The 22,013-nt window shown below is 34.2% G+C and carries 12 protein-coding genes and 1 pseudogene; 10 read left to right on the top strand and 3 right to left on the bottom strand.

Features of this window, described 5'->3' with window-relative positions:
• Positions 1 to 90: 90 nt before the first annotated feature.
• On the bottom strand, positions 91 to 1,206 hold the full coding sequence (locus tag MKZ14_RS18045) for a competence protein CoiA family protein (protein ID WP_339280301.1): 1,116 nt from the start codon (positions 1,204 to 1,206) through the stop codon (positions 91 to 93).
• 530 nt (positions 1,207 to 1,736) lie between these two features.
• On the opposite strand from MKZ14_RS18045, the gene MKZ14_RS18040 reads away from it, so the two are divergent.
• The 9 genes from MKZ14_RS18040 to MKZ14_RS18000 all read left to right on the top strand — a co-directional run bounded on the left by MKZ14_RS18040 (position 1,737) and on the right by MKZ14_RS18000 (position 18,881).
• Positions 1,737 to 2,333, top strand: coding sequence for a DUF1819 family protein (locus MKZ14_RS18040; protein WP_339280300.1), 597 nt, complete (start codon positions 1,737 to 1,739; stop codon positions 2,331 to 2,333).
• Positions 2,334 to 2,918 carry a DUF1788 domain-containing protein gene (locus MKZ14_RS18035; RefSeq protein WP_339280299.1) on the top strand — a complete coding sequence of 195 codons (585 nt, stop codon included), beginning with the start codon at positions 2,334 to 2,336 and terminating at the stop codon, positions 2,916 to 2,918. It begins immediately after the preceding gene.
• A 14-nt stretch (positions 2,919 to 2,932) separates the two neighbouring features.
• Positions 2,933 to 6,559 carry a BREX system P-loop protein BrxC gene (brxC, locus tag MKZ14_RS18030; protein WP_339280298.1) on the top strand — a complete coding sequence of 1,209 codons (3,627 nt, stop codon included), beginning with the start codon at positions 2,933 to 2,935 and terminating at the stop codon, positions 6,557 to 6,559.
• A 12-nt stretch (positions 6,560 to 6,571) separates the two neighbouring features.
• Positions 6,572 to 10,195 carry a BREX-1 system adenine-specific DNA-methyltransferase PglX gene (gene pglX / locus MKZ14_RS18025; RefSeq protein WP_339280297.1) on the top strand — a complete coding sequence of 1,208 codons (3,624 nt, stop codon included), beginning with the start codon at positions 6,572 to 6,574 and terminating at the stop codon, positions 10,193 to 10,195.
• 181 nt (positions 10,196 to 10,376) lie between these two features.
• Positions 10,377 to 12,890, top strand: coding sequence for a BREX-1 system phosphatase PglZ type A (gene pglZ, locus MKZ14_RS18020; RefSeq protein ID WP_339280296.1), 2,514 nt, complete (start codon positions 10,377 to 10,379; stop codon positions 12,888 to 12,890).
• Between the two features lie 27 nt (positions 12,891 to 12,917).
• Complete coding sequence (gene brxL / locus MKZ14_RS18015) at positions 12,918 to 14,984, top strand: protease Lon-related BREX system protein BrxL (RefSeq protein WP_339280294.1); 2,067 nt, start codon at positions 12,918 to 12,920, stop codon at positions 14,982 to 14,984.
• 273 nt (positions 14,985 to 15,257) lie between these two features.
• Positions 15,258 to 16,382, top strand: coding sequence for a site-specific integrase (locus MKZ14_RS18010; protein WP_259950421.1), 1,125 nt, complete (start codon positions 15,258 to 15,260; stop codon positions 16,380 to 16,382).
• Between the two features lie 14 nt (positions 16,383 to 16,396).
• On the top strand, positions 16,397 to 18,508 hold the full coding sequence (locus MKZ14_RS18005; protein ID WP_259950420.1) for a tyrosine-type recombinase/integrase: 2,112 nt from the start codon (positions 16,397 to 16,399) through the stop codon (positions 18,506 to 18,508).
• Positions 18,501 to 18,881 carry a DUF6262 family protein gene (locus MKZ14_RS18000; protein WP_112118497.1) on the top strand — a complete coding sequence of 127 codons (381 nt, stop codon included), beginning with the start codon at positions 18,501 to 18,503 and terminating at the stop codon, positions 18,879 to 18,881. The genes MKZ14_RS18005 and MKZ14_RS18000 overlap by 8 nt, the downstream gene beginning before the upstream one ends.
• Positions 18,882 to 19,207: 326 nt before the next feature.
• Here the strand turns inward: MKZ14_RS18000 and MKZ14_RS17995 are convergent, their stop codons facing one another.
• A complete protein-coding gene (locus MKZ14_RS17995; RefSeq protein ID WP_259950419.1) occupies positions 19,208 to 20,032 on the bottom strand; it encodes a cupin domain-containing protein in 825 nt (274 codons plus the stop codon).
• 397 nt (positions 20,033 to 20,429) lie between these two features.
• On the opposite strand from MKZ14_RS17995, the pseudogene MKZ14_RS17990 reads away from it, so the two are divergent.
• A pseudogene (locus MKZ14_RS17990) lies at positions 20,430 to 20,550 on the top strand (DUF2196 domain-containing protein).
• 324 nt (positions 20,551 to 20,874) lie between these two features.
• Here the strand turns inward: MKZ14_RS17990 and MKZ14_RS17985 are convergent.
• A complete protein-coding gene (locus MKZ14_RS17985) occupies positions 20,875 to 21,291 on the bottom strand; it encodes a hypothetical protein (protein ID WP_339280293.1) in 417 nt (138 codons plus the stop codon).
• Positions 21,292 to 22,013 lie beyond the last annotated feature (722 nt).

The raw sequence follows: 22,013 nt of genomic DNA, 5'->3' as shown, positions 1-22,013 counted from the left end.
AAAAAAGACAAAAAGGGCCATCCGTTAGGACAACCCTTTTCGCTATTTGATATATGATTTGGTTTTAAATGAGGAAAAATAAATTTTCATTTAATTATTAGAAAGGAAGGCTTTCATTACTAGTTCACGCTTTTTATCCTTATCTGATTTTACATAGTTACTTTGACTATATCTTTCTAAATATGTTTGCTGGTTTTCGATAGCTTGTTTTCTGTTTTCTTCCGCCGCTAACTTAGCTAAAAGAGCCTTTTCTTCAAGTTGGCGTTCAAAAGCTTCCTTTGCCTGTAAAAAATGTTCAGCGTATTTTGATTGATTATTAATTTCGATGTCTAGGTCCGCTAGGCTAAGATTTTCATCGTTTATTTTAAATGCTTGAGAAAATGTTAGTTTATAAGGCATTGCGAAGAAGTGTGCTTTAGGTGGTAAAGTGTTTGGATGTTCTAAAACATGGAAAGCTTCAATAGAAATGGCTTCATTAGCAGGCGTAATATACATTATACTTTTCACGTTTAAGTCTGTTTTAGGTAGCTTTAGTACCGCCTGTAGGTCCTCTAATTCCCCTAATTGTTTTAAAAAATCTTTCCAATGAATATCTGCTTTTTGACTTGTTAACGCCTGTAGCTCTGTTTTCCATAGCACAAGTGATTGTCCATCAATATCAATGCCCAAATGGTTACGCTCAATGAAAAATAGCGGTTCATAACCTAATGATGCATAATAATTTTTTTGATTTTGAATAGATTTTGCAATAGCCTGATCTGTAGAGACGGTAATGTTAGTGACAATTGTAATTGCGTACTTATAATCATTAATTTTTAAAGTGATGTCTGGGATGTGTTTTGAAAAGTCCTGGTTTAGATATCCAGGAATGACTGTAACGTGTGGATAAACTTTTGCTAATACATTTAATTCGTCGTTTATTAGAGCTACTATGTGTGGTTGGCGTGGTGTATCATTCTTCTTTTGCTTTTCATACTTGCTATAACGTGCTTCGCTTTGTTTAGACGCTTCGCAACTCTCCCCGTGCAAATGTGAAAAGAAATTCCCTAAAATCTCTCCACTTTTTACGTATAATTGAGCCTTACAATAAGGACAAATAAATGTTCCTTTTTTGGCAATTTGCTTATGATTCTCGATTTCAGCTGCAGGTAAATTTTGAGGGATTATGTATAGTCTATCATCGTTTGTATGCCAAGCTTCTCTCATAATAAAACCTCCTGTAAAATGACATTTATAAGGTATACGATTAACTATTAAGAAGGTTTCACTATTTGAATTATAAATCAATTACCCATTTGTATAGGCAATCGTTATAATGTTAGATGGGTGTTAAATTTAGTTTATATAGAAATTCATTCGTGTATTTGCACGATTTTTTATTGAATGAACATCAATCAATGTAAATCAATAATAATATATTTAAGTATATTTACGAGCGAAGTTAATTGATGGAATTCATCAAACAAAAGGTGTATTTATCAAAAATGTAAGTTATAAAAACCTATGGAAAATAATCATTGAAATGAATTTGACAAATGCGGAAGTAAGAAGAACAGAAAAAGTAACTCCATCTACATTTACAATACAAAATGAACGAAATTGTATTTCTAGATATTTTGAATGAAATTTGGAAACACTTGAATGTGACAACGGTGATATTGTCTTGTAGATTAAAGTAGAAAATAGCTATCATTCTGCTGTTCTTAAAAAGTAAGTTCTTATTTGGAGTGTGATCTATGGAAAAGTATAGTTCAGGGTTGGTTGCTGAATCATTTTGGTTTGTTGAAATGAAGTTACTTATAAAGTTAAAACATGAAGGTAAATCATGGGAAGAAATAAAATTTCTTTGCTTAAATGAAAATTTGTTAGGCATTTCGAAGCCTTATCGAGCAAATCGTAATTTTGGTTATTTAAAAAATAGAATTATGGTACTGGATGATACGTTAATCAAGCTGTTTTTGAATGCAGATGTCAAAACGCAAAAGCTAATTACGATTTATACGATAGCCCGTAAGAACACATTGTTTTTTGAATTTTTATATGAGGTGTATCGAGAAAAAGTTATACTTGGTGCGGAAGAACTCACAGTAAGCGATATCAGCATCTTTTTTAAAAACAAGCAAGCTCAAGATGAAACGATAAGTAAATGGACAGATGTTACATTAAAACGATTACGGAGTTCGTATATGAATTTTTTAATGGATGCTGGTTTATTAACGTTGAGTGATAAACGCAAACGTATAACACCTGCTATATTAGATTATGAACTTGAACAGTATTTAAATGATATTGGTGAGACACAAATGATTAAAGCTATTACAGGGGGGAGTTAAATGGTGAATTTGGAAAATAGACTGAAACAGCTCGAAGATAAAATAAAGCAACCTAACTTCAGAGAAAATAAAGGATTAGGAAATGAGGTAGGCTATTACGTTTTTGATTATCCAGCAGAGCAAGAGTTACTTGTAAGAGAGCAGATTGATTATTTGAAATCAAAATATGCAACCAATAACCACGACTTTCAGTTAGTCATATTTGATTTGTACGATATCATTATAGATATTTTAATTCGAGAAGGCTTTTTAGAGTTATGTATGGAATTTGAGGAAACAAAAGGTTTTTCTGAAATTACAAAAGCAGTCAATGAGATGCTTCGAATGGAAGAAGACAATCAAAGTAATGAACTGCTCGCATATATTAAAAACCATACACCGAAAAATGCGATTGTTTTTTTAACAGGGGTAGGGAAATGTTACCCGATGATGCGCTCACATAAAATTTTAAATAACTTACATCAGTTTGTAGATGATGTACCTGTGGTGATGTTTTTCCCAGGGGAATATGACGGGCAGTCTTTAATGCTCTTTTCAGAAATTAAGGATGATAACTATTATAGAGCATTCAAACTAGTAGATTAAAGGAGGAGTAATTAATGTTTATTAAAAATATGTTTACAAAGCCAGTAGATCGAGACATTAAAGGGGTTATTAAGGTCGGTCAAGGTGATGATGAGAACGTCAAACAAGAGCTTGAAGAGTATGTTGTGACAAAGGAACTACAAAAACATTTCGCTGACTTTTTTGTAAGCTATAAAAAAGGAATTATTGGCAATACAGATAAGATGGGGGTTTGGATTTCTGGTTTCTTCGGAAGCGGTAAATCCCATTTTTTAAAAATACTTTCATATCTATTAGAAAATCGTGTTGTTGATGGTAAAACGGCTCTCGAATACTTTGTAGAAGATCGTAAAATTAAGGATGAAATGGTACTAGCGGATATGAAGCTTGCTGCCAATGTTTCAAGCGATATTATTTTGTTTAATATTGATTCTAAAAGTGGGATGGCTGACTCACAAAATAATAAAGAAGCGATCCTTTCTGTATTTCTAAAGGTATTTAATCAGCACTTAGGCTTTTACGGAGCCAATCCGTTCTTAGCGGATTTAGAAAGACACCTTTCTGATGAAGGTAAATATGAAGAGTTCAAAAATGCTTTTTCTGAAGTCCGTGGGAAAGAATGGGAAGAGTCAAGACATCAATTCCGTTTTATTCAAGACCAGGTTTGTCAGGCGCTTGTAAAAATTGATTATATGAGCATGGAAGCTGCAAAAAACTGGTGTGAGAGTTCGACGGGTACATATAACATTGATGTAGCATCATTTGCTGATATGGTGAAGCAATACATCAATAAAAAAGGGAACAATCATCATGTAGTCTTCTTAGTAGATGAAATTGGTCAATATATAGGTGACGATTCAAAGCTTATGTTAAATCTGCAAACAGTGACAGAGGACTTAGGTTCTGCATGTGAAGGTAAGGCGTGGGTAGTTGTAACAAGTCAACAGGATATCGATAGCATTACGAAAACAAAAGGTAGTGACTTTTCGAAAATCCAAGGTCGTTTTGATACAAGACTATCCCTTTCTTCAGCTAATGTAGATGAAGTTATTCGCAAAAGAATATTAGAAAAAACAGAGAGTGGCAGCCAAACGTTAAGGCCTCTTTATGATGAGAAAGATACTATTATAAAAAATCTTATCCTATTTAACGACGGTATTGAAAAGAAACTTTATACAGATCGAGATAATTTTTCTGATGTATATCCATTCGTACCGTATCAGTTTAACTTGTTAGCGAGTGTACTAACATCGATTAGAACACATGGCGCTAGCGGGAAACATTTAGCAGAGGGAGAACGCTCAATGCTAGCCTTGTTCAAGGAATCAGTCGTTAAAATAATGGATAAATCAGAAGGAACGCTTGTACCATTTAATCTATTTTATGATGCGCTTGAGCAATTTTTAGATCATAGTCATAAAGGTGTAATTATCCGTGCTTATAATAATGACTACTTAAATCCTGATAAATTAGAGGACTGCTTTGATGTAGATGTATTAAAAACGTTATTTATGATTAAATACGTGAAAGAAGTAGTACCTAATCTTGAAAATATTACAAGTCTAATGGTTTCACATATTGATGAAGATAGAATTGCTTTAAAAACGAAAGTAGAGGATGCGCTAAAACGTCTTATTCGCCAAACGTATATTCAAAAAAACGGCGAATTGTACGTATTCTTAACAGATGAAGAGCAAGAAATTAATCGTGAAATCGATAATCAACATGTAGAAATCTCAGAAATCATTAGTAAAGTATCAGAGCTAATATTTGATGGTCTATATGACGAAAAGAAATATCGCTACCCAGCGTTCAATGGAAGATATACATTTGCATTTAACCAGTTGGTAGATGATAGACCATATAAGGCAAATCAAAATAATGCAATTTCACTTAAAATACTGACACCAAACTATGAAATGGGTACAGATGAAACAACATTACGTTTAATGAGCGGACAGACGCCGAGTGTTTTAGTTGCATTACCTGATGATAAGGCGTTTATGGATGAGATTAGAAACGTGTTAAAAATCGAAAAATATTTACGGTTGAACACAGTAAATGCGATTACAAAATTTGAACAAATTAAAGAAGCGAAACGTTCTGAAATGCGTGAGAGAAGTGATCATGCAAGTATTTACCTTGAGCAATCTTTGAAAAACGCTGAGATTTTTGTAAATGGAGATAAACTGCAAGTTGCTGCAAAGGATATTACGGCTCGTATACATGAGGCAATGGGCAAACTAGTGAACTCGATCTATCATAAGCTTTATTATATTGATACAGCGATGGGAGAGTTGCAAATTAAGGCACTGCTAAAGGATTCGAATAGTAGCCAAATTTCATTTGGAGAAGCAACTGGGAATGGGACACCTAATAAATTAGCTCTAAATGACGTGCTTGATTTCATCAGCTTAAATTCACAAAAGCATGCAAAAACGTCACTAAAATCAGTGATGGAACGCTTTACGAAACCGCCATATGGATTTGTAGAGGACGATGTGCAATGGTTAGTAGTAAAACTATTTAAAGATGGTGATCTTGGGTTCTTTGTCAACAACGATGCCGTGACACTTTTGTCAAAATCTGCTGATGAAGTATACCGTTATTTAAGTCGAAAAGAATTTCTCGAAAAGCTGTTAATTGAAAAAAGAGAAAAAGCAAACGATAAGCAGAAAAAAACAGTGAGAGAAGTTATGAAGGCGCTATTTAACATAACGCCATCTAGTGATGAAGATGATGCCATCGTCAAGAGCTTTCAGCAATATACAACTAAATTAAAAAATGAATTAGAAAAACTTGAGATTTATTACCGTAATGAACCGAGCTATCCAGGTGAACGCATTGTCAAAAATGGTAAAGCGCTATTACTTGATATTCTATCAATTCAATATGCTACAGAGTTTTTCAAAACAGTAGACAGTAAAAAGGATGAGCTATTAGATTTTGCTGAGGATGTAGAGCCTATTCAAAGCTTCTTTGAAGGTGATCAGCTGTCTATTTGGAATCGTGCCTTAAAATTATTAAAGATTTACAATGAAAGTAAGACCTTTATTGTGAACAATGAAATTGAAATGGTAATCGAACAAATACAAGGCATTATGAAGAAAAATGTACCATATGCAGATATTCGAAAAATGCCAGATATGCTCGATACATTCACAGATTTATATGGGAATATTTTAAAGGAAATGGCAGAGCCGATTTTCACAGTGATTCAAGAAGCAAGAAAACGTGTTAATGCGGAATTAGAAGGAAAAGAGTATAAGGAGCAGTTCTCGCCAAAAGTTGTTCATCGATTTGAAGAGCTTGAGCAAAAAGCTGAAACATGTAACAATGTGGCAACTCTTCAAAATATTAAAGTGGAAGCGGATGCGTTAAAGGTACGTTTACTCAATGAAATCTTAGCAGAGGAGGCACGACTGCAAGCGGCGAAACAGACAAAAATACCTCCAACAATTGTGGCAGATGGACCAGAAACTGTATTAGAGCCACCGAAGCCAAAGACAAAAACGCAAAAAACAGTAAGTATTAAATCCATTAACACAGAAGCAACATGGCGTATCGAGACAGAAGAGGATATTGAGCGCTATGTAGAGGCGTTAAAGCGAAAATTAAAACAGCGTATGGAATACGATACGATACTAAACGTGGAGTTCTAACAGGAGGAAATTATGAATAAAACAGCGATTAAGAATTTTGCAGTATGGGCAAGAAGAAAGCTCATTAGTGAAATTACCTACAAAGCAGGTCTTATTGGGATAAGTGAAAAGGGGATTTTATATCCTCTTTCCACTTCAACAGATAATATTCAGTTTTTCGATATTGGCACGGGTAAACCCACTGAAATCGTAGATAATGAAATTAAACAGCGTGAGGCATTGATTAAACGCATCAAAGAAAAAGAATATTCTACAGATTACAAAGCAGCGTTTCAATTTGTCGTTGAAGAGGTTGCCTATACATGGTTTAACCGTCTAATTGCCATTCGTTTCATGGAGGTCAATGACTATTTACCATCTGGCATTCGTGTCCTATCGAGTGAAACACCTGGTAAAGCAGAGCCAGATATGGTTACGAAACCGTTTGACACAGATATGGAGTTTTCATCATATGAAACGGATCGTATCCTACAACTAAAGGATGAAAATAAGTTAGACGAATTGTTCCGTATGCTTTTCATTAAACAATGTAACAAGTTAAATGAAGTACTTCCTGCTTTATTTGAAAAAACAGCTGACTATACAGAGCTACTATTACCGATTTCATTCACAGACCCTGATGGGATTGTTAGTCACCTAATTAATGATATTGAAGAGGAAGATTTTAAAGAAGCTGTAGAGATTATTGGATGGTTGTATCAATATTACAATACAGAACCTAAAGATGAAGTGTTCGCTTTACTAAAAAAGAATGTCAAAATTACGAAAGAACGTATTCCAGCAGCAACACAATTATTTACGCCTAATTGGATTGTTCGTTATATGGTGGAAAACTCCCTTGGTCGACTATGGGTAGAGGGCCATCAAAATGAAGAGTTGAAATCCGAATGGAGATACTACCTTGAGGAAGCAGAGCAAGAAGATAGTGTAAAAGCTGAACTTGAAAAAATACGAGCAGAATATAAGAAACTATCACCAGAAGATATTAAAGTTATTGATCCTTGTATGGGAAGTGGACATATACTTGTCTATGCCTTTGATGTTCTGATGCAAATATATGAAAGTCAGGGTTACACACAACGAGATGCAGCAGTAGCCATTATTGAAAACAATCTTTATGGGTTAGACATCGATGACCGAGCGTATCAACTTGCTTATTTTGCTATTATGATGAAAGCTAGAAAATACGACCGTAGATTTTTAACAAGAGGAATCTCACCTAAGGTTTATGCTATTCAAGAAAGCAATGATATAAACAAAGGAAATCTGCAATTTTTCGGACAATCACTTAATGAATTAGAAAGAAATTCAGCTATTCAACAACTGGAATATCTAATTGACACATTCGAAGATGCCAAAGAATATGGCTCAATTCTAAATGTTGATAACTGCGATTGGAAATTCCTCAACATTTTTGTGGATGATTTCAGATTAGAAGGTCAATTATCATTAGAAGTATTAGATGCTGAAAATTCTCAGCAACTATTAAAAAAGCTAATTGCCATGGGTGAAGCATTAGCTCAAAAATACGATGTTGTTATTACAAATCCACCTTATATGGGTGGAAGTGGAATGAGTGCAAAATTGAGTGATTATTTAAAAGAGTTTTATCCACTAACCAAATCAGATTTATTTGCTGTTTTTATTGAAAAGGGAAACAAAATGGCCAATCGAAATGGCTATAACTGTATGGTGACAATGCAATCGTGGATGTTCCTATCTAGTTATGAAAAAATGCGTAAAGCTATATTAGCTACAAAAACTATTTCTAATTTAATGCATATGGAAAATATGGTCATGGGCATTGCTTTTGGTACTGCTGTTACAAATTTTAGAAATTCTAATTTTGAGAAATATAAAGGAACATACAATCACATTACTCTAAAAGATATAGGGGATAATGGTATACCTGTAGAATTCCCTGTTAAAGCAAATCGATATGCACAAGTAAGCTCTGAAAACTTTACTAAAATACCTAGTTCACCAATAGTGTATTGGTTAAGTAATAAAGCACTATCAGCATTTGATGCAAAATTATTGTCAGATTATGCAGAGACTAAGACTGGGATGCAGACTTGTGACAATGCTAGATTTTTAAGATTATGGCATGAAATTCAATTATCAAAAAGTTGTTTGCATAGTGCTAATCAGAATACAACAATTGAAAATGATATTAAATGGATACCTTATAACAAAGGTGGAGATTTCAAAAAGTGGTATGGAAATCAAGATTACGTTTTGAATTGGGCAAATGACGGTGAAGAAGCAAAAAAATATGCAGTTAGTCTTTATAAGACAGTCACAAGAACTATAAAGAATATCCCGTATTTTTACCGTGAAACAATTAGTTGGTCAAAAATTTCAAGTGGTAATATTGCTTTTCGTTATTATCCAAATGGATTTATTTTTGATGTAGCTGGTTGTTGTATATATTCAAAAGATATGTCACAGATGAGTTTATTAGGGCTAGTGAATTCAAAAGTAGCAAAGCATTATCTTTCCGCACTATCACCAACTATTAATTATGAGGCAGGACATGTAAATTCAGTACCAATTCATGCGAGAGTTGTTTCAAACAATACAGTTGAAAATTATGTAGTGCAAAATATTGAAATTTCAAAAAATGATTGGAACTGTTTTGAAAATTCTTGGGATTTTAGTACACATCCTTTAATTACATTTAATAATGGTACTAGTTCTGCAGATGGGTTGATAGAGCAGTTGAAATATCGGATTGAGGATGCTTATCAAAGTTGGGAGAGTCATGCTGAAGCTCAGTTTTATGCTTTGAAGGCGAATGAGGAGGAGTTAAATCGTATTTTTATTGAGATTTATGGGTTACAAGATGAATTAACGCCTGAGGTTGAGGATAAAGATGTAACGGTTCGTAAAGCCGATTTGCAGCGAGATGTGAAAAGTTTTGTTTCATATGCAGTTGGCTGTATGTTTGGTCGTTATTCGCTGGATGTTCCTGGGCTAGCTTATGCTGGTGATGAGTGGGATACGAGTAAGTATTCATCGTTTATACCGGATGCGGATAATTGTATTCCAATTACCGATGAGGAATATTTTGAAGATGATATTGTTGGACGTTTTGTAGCTTTTGTGAAGACAGTCTATGGTGAGGATACTTTAGAAGAAAATCTTGACTTTATTGCACAGGCGCTTGGAAATAAGGGCAGTACCTCAAGAGAAATTATTCGTAACTATTTCATTAAAGATTTTTATAAAGACCATGTGAAAATGTATCAAAAACGCCCTATTTATTGGCTGTATGATAGTGGAAAGCAAAATGGCTTTAAGGCACTTGTATATATGCACCGTTATACAGCTGATACGACAGGTGTGTTACGTGTTGATTACCTTCATAAAATGCAAAAAATCTATATGAGTGAAATTGATCGTATGACTGATATGGCGGAGAATAGTAATAATGGCCGTGAAGTAGCACAAGCAGAGAAGCGTAAAGAAAAGCTTATCAAGCAGTTGAAAGAAACGAAAGAATATGATGAAAAGGTTGCGCACCTTGCTCTTAGCCGAATTGCCATTGACCTGGACGATGGTGTGAAAGTGAACTATGAAAAGGTCCAAACAGGGCAGGATAGTAAGAAACTTGCTATTCTTGGAAAGATTTAATACTGTTTATAATGAGGTTAATTAACGAATTGTAACGATAATAGAAAGAAATAGCTATCTTGTTAACGAATAAGATGACTATTTCTTTTGCTTTATTTCAAGTATATTTGAATAAGATTTAAGAAAGAATTGAACAAATATATTGCAAGGATGCTTTATATTTAAATAAGGTGATGATTAAATGGCAGAGCTTAATCTAAAACAAATTATAGATAAACTGAACACTGAGTTTGTAGGGGATGTACGAAAGCTGGTATTTTGGTACGACACCGGTGCTGAGTTTATACAGGATATCGATACAATAGAACTTGAGAATGCAAAGGTATTGAAACTTGAGCAAGATAATCAGTTTTATATCAAACATTTTTTAGAACGTGAGGATACGACAAATCACTATTTAGTTTACGCTCCTTTTGCTAAACCAGCCTTGAAGGACAACCATTTGGCAGATACGATTCGTTATTCGAAGGAGTTTTTTGCTGATAGAGCCTCTTTATTGGCGCTAGATTTAGGCATTGATGAAAAATATAAGCCAGTGCTGCAGCAATATATTAAGTTTTTTGGTGCCAAGGATCGAACGCAGCGATTTTATGAGTTAGAAATTGAAAATTATAATAAGAGTGTTATTGAAACTGCCCTTATGAGTGTTATTTGTAAGACGAAAGTGGTTTCATTTGAAGAGATTGTTCGTGCAGTTATTACGAGTGATAGTCTCGAAGATAATAAGTATATGGCGGAATTTGAAAAATACGATTTAATACAACCATTTTGGCGCAAGTGTGAAGAAACTTTTGGATATACAGATGTATCACCATCTTTATTTAAGTTGATTGCTACCATGTTTATTACGTATACCTCAAAAGTGATTCAGTCAGAGCTTCCTGTTTCATGGAAAAATTATTGCTCATACAAATCAGGTAATATTATTGCGTTTCTCGACAGCTTGATGAATAGTAAGAACTTTGAGGAACACTTTGAACGTTTGTCTGAATTGGTATTTAGTACACTGAACGGAGAAGCAATTTTTAACAAGCTACAAGTAAATGATTTAACTGAAGTAGAGATTTTCAAAAAAGTGGATATCTTTTTGTTGAAATGGTTAATAGAAAGGCTTGAAAACGAGGATACAGATGCAAAATTAAATGGTTATTCTATCCCTGAGCTGTGTAAAGTGAGACGGAAAATGCATTATGGCCAGTTGTATTACTCGCATTATTATATTTTAGAAAATGCTTACTACATCGTTTCAGCAGCTCGTTTTGAAGCGAAGACGTGTGTGGAGGATATTTGGAAGAGTTATATAAAAAAGGATTATGTCATTGACCAGAAATATCGCTATTTCTATTACCACTATGACAAAATAATCAATAATACACCTTATGAAAATTTACGTGATATGGTGGAAAACATTTATACAAATCGTTATTTAGATCCGCTATCAGTAGCCTGGATTCGTGCTTTTTCGGAGTGTAGGGGCAATACGGGACTTATGAAGCAACAAGATTTCTATCATACATTTCTACGTCCTATAAAAGAGCGTGTGGTAGTCATCATTTCTGATGCCCTCCGTTTTGAAGTAGGGCAAACATTACTGAAACGAATGATGGCCGATGAAAAATGTACGGCAACTATTCATGCTATGCAAAGCGTTGTGCCATCTTATACAAGATTTGGTATGTCTGCGTTACTTCCTCATAAGGAGCTTACTATGAGTGAAGACTTCAAAGTACTCGTTGATGGGAAAGTATGTGATGATTTAAAGGCAAGAGAACAAGTTTTACAGAAGACTGTGCAAAAAAGTCGTACGGTACAGTTTGATGATATTAAGATGATGAAAGTAGCTGATTTAAAAGATATTTTCACTGGTCAAGAAGTGGTATATATCTATCATAATCAAATTGATGCTAGGGGCGATAAGTTGAACACAGAAAATGAGGTGTTCAATGCCTGTGAAGAAGCTGTAGAAGAAATTCATACGATGATAAAAAGGCTGACTAGTGCAAATAATACACGATTTATCGTGACAGCGGATCATGGTTTTATTTATAAACGCGATAAACTAACAGAAAGTGATAAGATTAGTGGTTTTGAAAAAAATAACGCTTTTGTTGGTAGGAGATATGTCATTGCGGATGAAAGCTTACAGACGGAGGGTGTAGGTACCATTCGATTAGGTGAGGTATTAAACAATGCCGACGAGCGAATAATTACTGTCCCGATTGGCAGCGATGTTATTAAAGTTGCTGGTGGCGGACAAAACTACGTGCATGGAGGGGCTTCTCTTCAAGAAGTTTTAATCCCTGTACTTGATGTGAAAACGAATAAATATCACACGGAAACAAAGGCTGTTACGATAGCTCTTGTATCAGGGTTAAATAAAATTACTAATTTAGCGTTGAATTTAGATTTTATTCAAACAGAAGCGGTTACAGATATAAATAAAGAAACGACTTATAAACTATTCTTTATTTCCGATGATAATGAAAAAATATCGAATGAGAACATCTATGTAGCAGATATAAAAGATAACGACGCAAGTAAGCGTGTATTTCGTCTGAAGTTTACATTTAGAAATAAGAAATATGATAAAGATAGAAAATATTATTTAGTGGCATACGATGAAAAAAATGCGCTTGAAGTCATTCGTCACGAGGTGCAAATGGACCTAGCGTTTGCTGATGATTTCGGATTTTAGTTTTGAGGGAAGGGGGATAATAAGTTCATGGACGACTACAAGTTAGAAGCAGCTGAGAATCCTAATATTGTATTGAATCGAAAGTTGAGACAGTTTTTTGATGGCAAGATAGTTCGGAAAGATTTAACGAAAGCTATTAAAGAGGGCGCAAACGTACCAGTTTATGTTTTGGAGTTTCTTTTAGGGCAATATTGTAGCTCGGATGATCCTGAAATCATTGAAGAAGGTGTAAAAACCATTAAAAGAATTCTTTCGGAGAATTTTGTGCGACCAGATGAAGCACAAAAGGTTCTTTCTATTCTACGTGAAAGAGGGAGCTATACAGTAATAGACCGTATAACAGCTAAGCTTAACATTAAAGAAGATCGATATGAGGCGGAGTTTTCCAATCTTGGTGTAAAGGAAATATTATTATCACCGAGTAATGTGTCGGAATTTGATAGGCTTTTGTGTGGAGGGATTTGGTGTATTGTTCAATTGGAATATGAATATATGGAAGAAGATCGCCGTTCACATCCTATTCGTGTACGAAAGTTAACTCCTATCCAAATGCCTCATATTGATTTAGATGAAATCAAGGAAGCGCGGAAAGAATTCACAAAAGATGAATGGTTAAATGTATTAATTCGATCAACTGGAATGGAAGCAGAGAAGTTTACAAAGCGTGAAAAATGGTTGCTTCTTGCTCGTATGATTCCATTGGTGGAAAATAATTTTAATCTTTGTGAGTTAGGACCTCGTAGTACAGGGAAATCTCACATCTACAAAGAAATTTCACCGAACAGCATTCTTGTATCGGGAGGACAGACGACTGTCGCTAATCTATTTTATAATATGTCTAATAAAACAGTAGGCCTTGTTGGGATGTGGGATTGTGTAGCCTTTGATGAAGTAGCAGGTATCACTTTCAAAGATAAAGATGGCGTTCAAATCATGAAAGACTATATGGCTTCTGGTTCTTTTGCGCGTGGCAAGGAGGAGAAGGCGGCTAGTGCTTCCATGGTGTTTGTTGGGAACATCAACCAAAGTGTTGATGTACTTTTAAAAACATCACATTTGTTTGAACCGTTTCCAGAGGTAATGGCTTATGATACAGCGTTTCTTGATCGAATGCATTGCTATGTTCCAGGCTGGGAAATCCCTAAATATCGACCAGACTTTTTCACTAATGAATATGCCTTTATCACCGACTATCTTTCAGAGTTTATGAAGGAGATGCGCAAAGAGCAATTTGGTGATGCTTGTGATAAGTATTTTAAGTTTGGCTCGAATCTAAATCAACGTGACGTCATTGCAGTCAGAAAGATGATTTCAGGCTTCACAAAGCTATTATATCCTAATGTTGACTATTCAAAAGAGGATATGACTGAAATATTAACAATTTCTCTGGAGTTAAGACGCCGTGTTAAAGAGCAACTCAAAAAAATTGGTGGCATGGAATTTTATGATGTCAATTTTTCCTATGTCGATAATGAAACCTTTGAAGAACATTATGTACCTGTGCCAGAACAGGGTGGTGGGAAATTAATACCTGAGGGAATGACTAACCCAGGGCATGTCTATACCATTTCACGAGGGAAATCAGGTATGGTCGGTGTGTATCGTTTAGAGACACAGGTTCTTCCTGGAAATGGGAAGTTTGAACGAACAGGCCTTGGCACAGACAGAGATGCAAAAGAAGCGACAAATAGCGCCTTTAATTATTTAAAGGCGAATGGTAAAAATATAAGTAATTCGATAAGCACTACAACTAAGGACTACATTATTAATTACCAAGATTTAAATGGGATTGGTATCACAAAGACATTAACACTTCCTACCCTAATTGCTATTTGTTCAGCTGCTCTTCAAAAACCAACTCTATCTAGTCTTGTAGTTCTTGGTGATATTAGTATTAGTGGGACCATACTGAAGATTGAGGAGTTTGCTAATACGTTGCAAGTCTGCCTTGATAGTGGAGCTAAAAAGGTACTAGTACCGATTACTTCTGCGGTAGATATGGGTACAGTGCCACCTGAATTGATGGGTGCATTTAGCATTATATTTTACAATACGCCGCAAGAGGCGGTTTTTAAAGCACTTGGAGTAGAATAATAGTTCAGTTTTGTATGATTTTTTAATCAGTAATTCAATACACATTCTGAATATTAAATAGACTAAACTAATAAGAGGATAATATGTTCAATATATGAGCATATATCCCCTTTTTCAATACATATTAGATTTATTAACTCGATTTAAAAATATTAGTCTAATATGTATATAATATAAGTGAACATACATTTGTTTTTGTGGTTATTATATTCCATATCGAAATATAATCTGTTAGAAAATGAGCGTTACTATTACTTTTTAGGGGGAAGTGCTATGAGAGTTCAGGAGGTTATTTTAGAAAATAACATTAAGCGATATATATTACTCGACCAAGAAGGAATTCCCGTACTAGTAGCCATGAAATACATAAAGTATTTAGATAAGACGGGGAAAAGCTCTAATACGCAGAAATCGTATTGTTATTCCTTAAAGCATTTTTTTACCTATTTGAAAGAAGTGAACAAAGATTATAAACATATTCGATTAGAGGATTTGGTGGACTTTGTGGGGTGGTTAAGAAGTCCTTACGGAAATTCCAAAGTCGCTCCGATTAAACAAGAAATAGCAATACGAGCAGAAACAACTGTTAACCATACCATCACAGTTATAGCAAACTTTTATGACTATTTATTTCGAAATGAAGAAGTACAAAATGACATGATGGAAAAGTTAATGAAACAAGTGTTCACTGGAGGTAACACACGTTACAAAAGCTTCTTACACCATATTACTAAAGATAAGCCCTCCGCAAGAAACGTACTTAAATTAAATGAACCGCGTAAAAAAGTAAATACACTAACGAAGGAACAAGTACAACAAGTATTGCAAGCAACTACGAATATCCGAGATAAGTTCCTGATTCAATTGTTATATGAAACGGGATTTCGTATTGGTGAAGCTATAGGTCTCTTTATGGAGGATTTTAAATTTGACTTTCAAAAAGGACATCGAATTCGCCTTGTTGAGCGAGGGGAATTGGAGAATGGCGCTAAGTTAAAAACCGGAGAAAGAGAGATATACGTGTCACAATCCTTAATGGATTTATACGATGATTATTTGTACGAAGTGTTGGATGAATTAGATTTAGATTCAAACTTTGTTTTTGTGAAAATACGAGGTGGAAATGTCGGGAAACCAATGGATTATTTGGATGTAGAATCTCTATTTAAGCGTTTAAAAAAGAAAACAGGAATAAAAAAGCTACACCCTCACCTATTTCGGCATACACACGCTACAATTTACTATCAGCAAACAAAGGATATCAAACAAGTGCAAGAACGATTAGGACACGCTCATATCCAAACAACAATGAACTTATATTTACATCCTTCTGACGAAGATATTCGAGAAGATTGGAATAAGGCACAATCTGCATTTAACCTAAAGAAAAATGACTAAAAGGAGTTACTTAGATGAAACAAATGAAGATTATTGGATCAGAAGAAATAGGATTTCATGAAGGCTTAGAAAGTGAACTTTCAACTTATTTTGATAAAGTAATACACGAGGATGGCTCGGTTTTGGTTGAACAAATAAGTAATCCCTATTTCCTCGTCAATGACATATGGAAAATCAACGATATAGGTAAAATTAAACAATTTAAAGAAGAGGTAGAGACCTATAAGCATTCAAACCAAAATGTTCATTTTCGATTCAATAATCCTTTGGTTAACTTAGAAGTGAAATATGTCTATTACCAACATTTATTTAACGATTATTGGTCAATCACGTATGCCTTTGTAAATCAACCGCCATTAAGACGAGTGACGGAGTTCATAAACGAAAAGTACCCCAAACTATCATCAATGTTGGAATTGGATATTGAAAAAGCAGAACGAGAGTATATATTTTGGTTGAATGAAAAAGGAATCCAAACTCAACAAATAAGAAGAAGAAAGCTCCAGAAAGACGATATAGGTAAACCTCCCGTTGCACGTTTTCTGAGAACTATTTATACAGCCCTTTCGCAATACACAGATAAACGAGAAGAGTGGGAAAAGGATAGATGGGATGTTCGTCATTTACATGATAGATACGGTATTAATTATAATAAAAGCAAATACCAATATTATATTGATTTCTCAAAGATTCCTACTACCATTCGTGAGCAAGTCAAAAAGTATTTTAAGCAACGATTACTTAGTAAAAATAAATTCGCATGGGGTACAGCATTAAATTATATACTGTTTTTACCATCTTTTTTTACATTTGTATTTACACTAGAACCAAAATGGAAAGATTTAAAAGCTTTAAAGCGAAATCACATAGAAAAATACATCGAATATCTACATGAATATACTCAAATTCAACTGAAACAAAAGAATGCACATCCTGAAGCATATATATCAATAGCATTAGGCACTATACAAAAATTTCTTGAAGATATTCAACGATATGAGTATGATATAGCTCCTGAAAAACATGTAAGATTACTGATTTTTCCTGAAGATAAGCCTAAACTACGAGAAAAATCCGCTGACCAAATCGGTTACATTCCGGATTTTGTCTTAGAGCAGCTTTTTTCTCATCTAGATGAATTACATAAAGATATTGTTCCGATTGTTTGGGTCGCATTTAAAACCGGGCTTAGAATATCCGATGCATTAGAACTAACCTTTGACTGCTTAGTTCAACTAAACGGGCAATACTCTATAGTAACAGATATAAGAAAAACCTATGTGAAAGAACATCGTATTCCAATTGATGAAGAGTTAGCGGGAATCCTTGCCGTTCTAATCGATAAATCAAAAAAATTTAGTAATCAAGATAATAATCCAAAGGATTATATTTTTGTGCGGTATCGTGGCAAACGAAAAGGACAACCATATGGGCAAAATTGGGTTAATACCGCACTAAATATATTGGCAAAAAAAGTGAATATCACTGACGAAAACGGCAATCTCTTTCATTTCGCGATGCATCAGTTTCGACATACTTATGGAGTGAAAATGATAAATAGTGGTGCAGATATTTTAACTGTTCAAGAGCTTTTAGCTCATGCTTCTCCAGAAATGACAATGCGATACGCTAAACTATTAGATGAAACCAAAAGAGAAGCCTTTAAATCCGCTGTGAAGCAAGGAGTATTCAGCTTCGATTTAAATGGTGAAATTCAAGAAATTAAGGAAGGAGAAGATATACCAATAGATATTTTGGATGCTTTATGGCAAGATCATAAACTAAATGCGATGGATAACCCCTATGGAACGTGCCACGCTCGTTTAAACGGTAATTGTCCTTATATGGAAGAACCTCCTTGTCTAACTTGTGGTGACAACAAAACGCCATGTAAAGACTTAGCAGTAGGTTTTTCAGAATACGATATGCAAAAATATGAGCTGCACATTAATACAACGACAAAAGCAATTGAAATAGCAAAACAAAGAGGAAGAGAAGATATAGCCGAGAAGAACCAAAAGAACTTACGACGATACCAAAATATTTTAACTACCCTTCAAGAAGGAAACGTTATATTCGGTAGACATGAACGGATGAAAAGAAAGTTAGGTGTTAAGAATGACTGAATATGACCGTTCTGCTCATTTAAAAGCAGTTCATGCCCAACGTAAGGCAAACACCTATCAAAAAGTAGATGAAGCCATTAAAAGGCTCATACGCACTAACGAGAATATTAATTTTAATAGTGTTTCTAGTGAAGCTGGTGTATCGAAAGCAACACTTTACAACAATAAGGATATTCGTGAACGAATCGAAACATTAAGACAGCAACAAGCACAAGTACCTTCACCAAAACAAGTGAAGCGAGAAATGAATGAAAATAATAAAGACGCCCTTATTGAATCTCTAAAAAGAAAGGTTAAGAAATTGGAGAGTGAAAATAAAGAACTAAAGGAACAATTGAAATTCGCTTACGCAGAGGTGTATAAAGAGTTATGATGGAGATGTGAAATGAAAATAAAGTTAATTAACTTTAAAAGTTCAAATAAGCATAACCCCGTTCAATATAGGACGGGGTTAAAAATATAGTTGTATATTTTTTTATTTAAGAAACTTCACGTTAATTGTTTAAAAATCTAAGTTTTATTCAAAAATAGCGCCCTTTAACAGAAGACTGGATTTCAAGATAACCATAAAGCTCTTCCACTATTAGCCTTCGTTTGTTTAATTACATTCCTTCACAATCTCAAAAAATTTTTTCTTAAATAGATAAATATTGAAATTCTAAAAGTCTTTTATCTGTATCCATTATTTTTACAGTATTTCTACATATTTTTGCTTTGTTGTAGAAGTTTAGATTCCCCTGTCCGTTCCCATTCTTCCACTGTCTCATATGCCTTTTCTGGAGAATATCCTTTTCCTACTAGAACCCCCATAAGAATAAATTCCTGAAGAATGTGTGTTGGATTTATCCCTCTTTGAACATCCTTTAATCCTTCATTTACCAAGAATTCCGTGTACCGCACCCATTCATCTGGAGTCTTGCCAGAAATAACAGAATTTCTATTATTGTTATTTTCACCCTTTTCTCCAGCCATTGCTGCAGCTTTAGTAGGGTGAACGGTTCCAAACGGATGGTTAGGCGGGGCATAGATAGAATAAAGTTTTAGTGGAATACTTCCTGTATTTGTTAAGTTATGCCATGTTCCGGCAGGGATAAAAATGGCATAATCATCATTGACATTTCTTATAAAGGTTAAATTATCTTTACTCTTGCCCATTTGAGTTACCCCTTGACCCTGCTCTATACGTAAAAATTGATCGACATTAGGATGCATTTCTAGTCCAATATCTTCTCCGGGATTTAGACTCATTAATGTTAGCTGTAAATGCTTTCCTGTCCATAAAGCTGTACGATACGTATTGTTTTGCTTTGACGCCTCGTTAATATTAATGACAAATGGGTTAGCTCCATAATCTTTTAACATTATTTCATTATTACCATTGGAAGCATGATAAGGATTTAATTGATTTGCAGGAATTGCCCCATAAGGGTATGTCCAGTAATTCGGGTATTCCATATAATTATGCATTGATGCATTTCCATAATAAGGGGTTTGATATGGATACCCGTTAGAGTGATAGTACATTTAATTCATTCCCTTCACAGATTCATTGTATTATCATATGCAATTGTTTTAGAAACGTCTTTCATTGAAAATTAGTTTTATGTTTATCCGCAAAAAATAAGAAATATTGTCAAAGCAGCAATGATTACTGTTTAAAGAAAATTTCCCAATGCATCTATTAGCTATATTTACTCCACAATCTGGCCCGTTTGTTGAATAAAATGACTAACATTTATAAAGGTCTTTATTATTTTTGAAAAGACTTTATTAAAGTACATTAAGATTCGATATTTTAAATAGATAAAGACCAAACATATTAGTCATATAAAATATGTTTGGTCCATTAATTTATTTAATTTTTTTCAATTTTAGTCTTGATAATATTCAATATGTATAGTGTTGTGTCTTAACTGTTGATATTGTGTTAAAAAAGGTTCAGCGAACAGGGAAGACGACACGCGGGGTTATGAAGGATTTGCTGACGGATAGTAATAGTAGCTGTAATTAAGGTGCGTTTAACAGATGGGCAAATTGGGTGAGTGTGCCAAACGTATCCTCAATGAAAAGTGTAGGCAGATATTAAATGTGAAGTTGTCGAGCATATCGATGTTTTAATGGAGCAATATCGCGGGGAGGATTTCACGAAAGAGCTAGTGCTATTAGGCAAGTACCGCAATGTCGGCGAGACGGCATTAGCGAATTTATTTAATCAGCTAAAGAATAAGTGTTATTCCAATCTGGAGAAGCGGAGCTAGGGCAGCAATACTGTCGTCTTGAACATTAATCAAGATAACAGTATTGCTGCTTTTGTTTTATAAATTATCTTTTGTTGTTTTTTTAAAATATGTTAACCATAAAGTAATTTATAAAGAGTTAGTACCTAAAATTGAAATTGCCTTTGGATTTAAGAGAATCAATTGCATTCGTCCAGATACGCCACCCGAAGTTAAATAAATATAACCAAGCTCACATAGATAAGCAAGTGCCTTATTTAATTGATTAACAGAAGAAAACATGGCTTTTGTTTTTTTATAGATTACTTGTTTAGACAATGTGATGTTATCTGTCAGTTGTGCCACTTTAATTATTTTATCTAACAATAACTTGGCTTGAATGCCAAGTTTGCCATTGGAATCCATTGAACAGCATAATTTTAAATCAATTGGATCTATCCAATCAGTTTCAGTAATACATAATTTGTTATTACAATGAATATAAAAAAATGATGGGTGTGGAACATTAGTTAGTGCAGATGCTAAGAAATTGTTTTGTTTTTTCATACATAAAGATCACCTGGATTTTTAAATATTATATTCCGAAAAACTCCATATTTTAATAAGGATTTGAAATGAAATTAAAATTTCAGAGTGAATATTAGGGAAACTAATATATAACTGGATTATTCATCAACCACAGCACAAAATTTCACGGAAAACCTGACTTGTCGGCTTTTTCATGGGATTTTCTTTAGAAGTTCTACATTCAGCTCATGAAATTTGAGATGTGTCCATGACAGAAAGCTATGTAGAAGAATTGATCTATCTAGCAACCTCTTGGTCGAAGACTTGTAGCATTTTTCAGTCCACTCCCCGAGCTAATGAGCTGTTCATTTCGAATGCTTTTTTGATAATTTTCGGAGGAAGATTTTAATTCACGCGATTATCACGTCCTTTAAGAAACGAGGCACCTTGAGGAATTTTATTAAAGAAGTGGAAGATAATTTTGACTTTGATAAATGAAATTTTAAGGAATTCAAATCTAAACGATTCGTACATGTCTGAGCAAAGTAGAAAGCATGTTGATATATATTTAGTTGCTTACGACAAGACTGTATTCTACTAGAGAAAAATAGAATGCCCTTAATTCTTAGGTATTTGAAGTCACTAAAAGACTCTGATTAAGAGCTATAAATATTACAAAATAGTCCCCAAAAATGTGATGTAGATTAGATATGTTTTTTTGATCATTTTAGGGGTTTCCCAGAGATATTTGTCTGCTCGGA

Origin of the sequence: Lysinibacillus sp. FSL P2-0066 (assembly GCF_037969495.1) — a bacterium.
Taxonomy (GTDB): Bacteria; Bacillota; Bacilli; order Bacillales_A; family Planococcaceae; genus Lysinibacillus; species Lysinibacillus boronitolerans.
The sequence above is the reverse complement of the archived record's forward strand: the minus strand, read 5'-3'. Positions and strand labels throughout refer to the sequence as shown.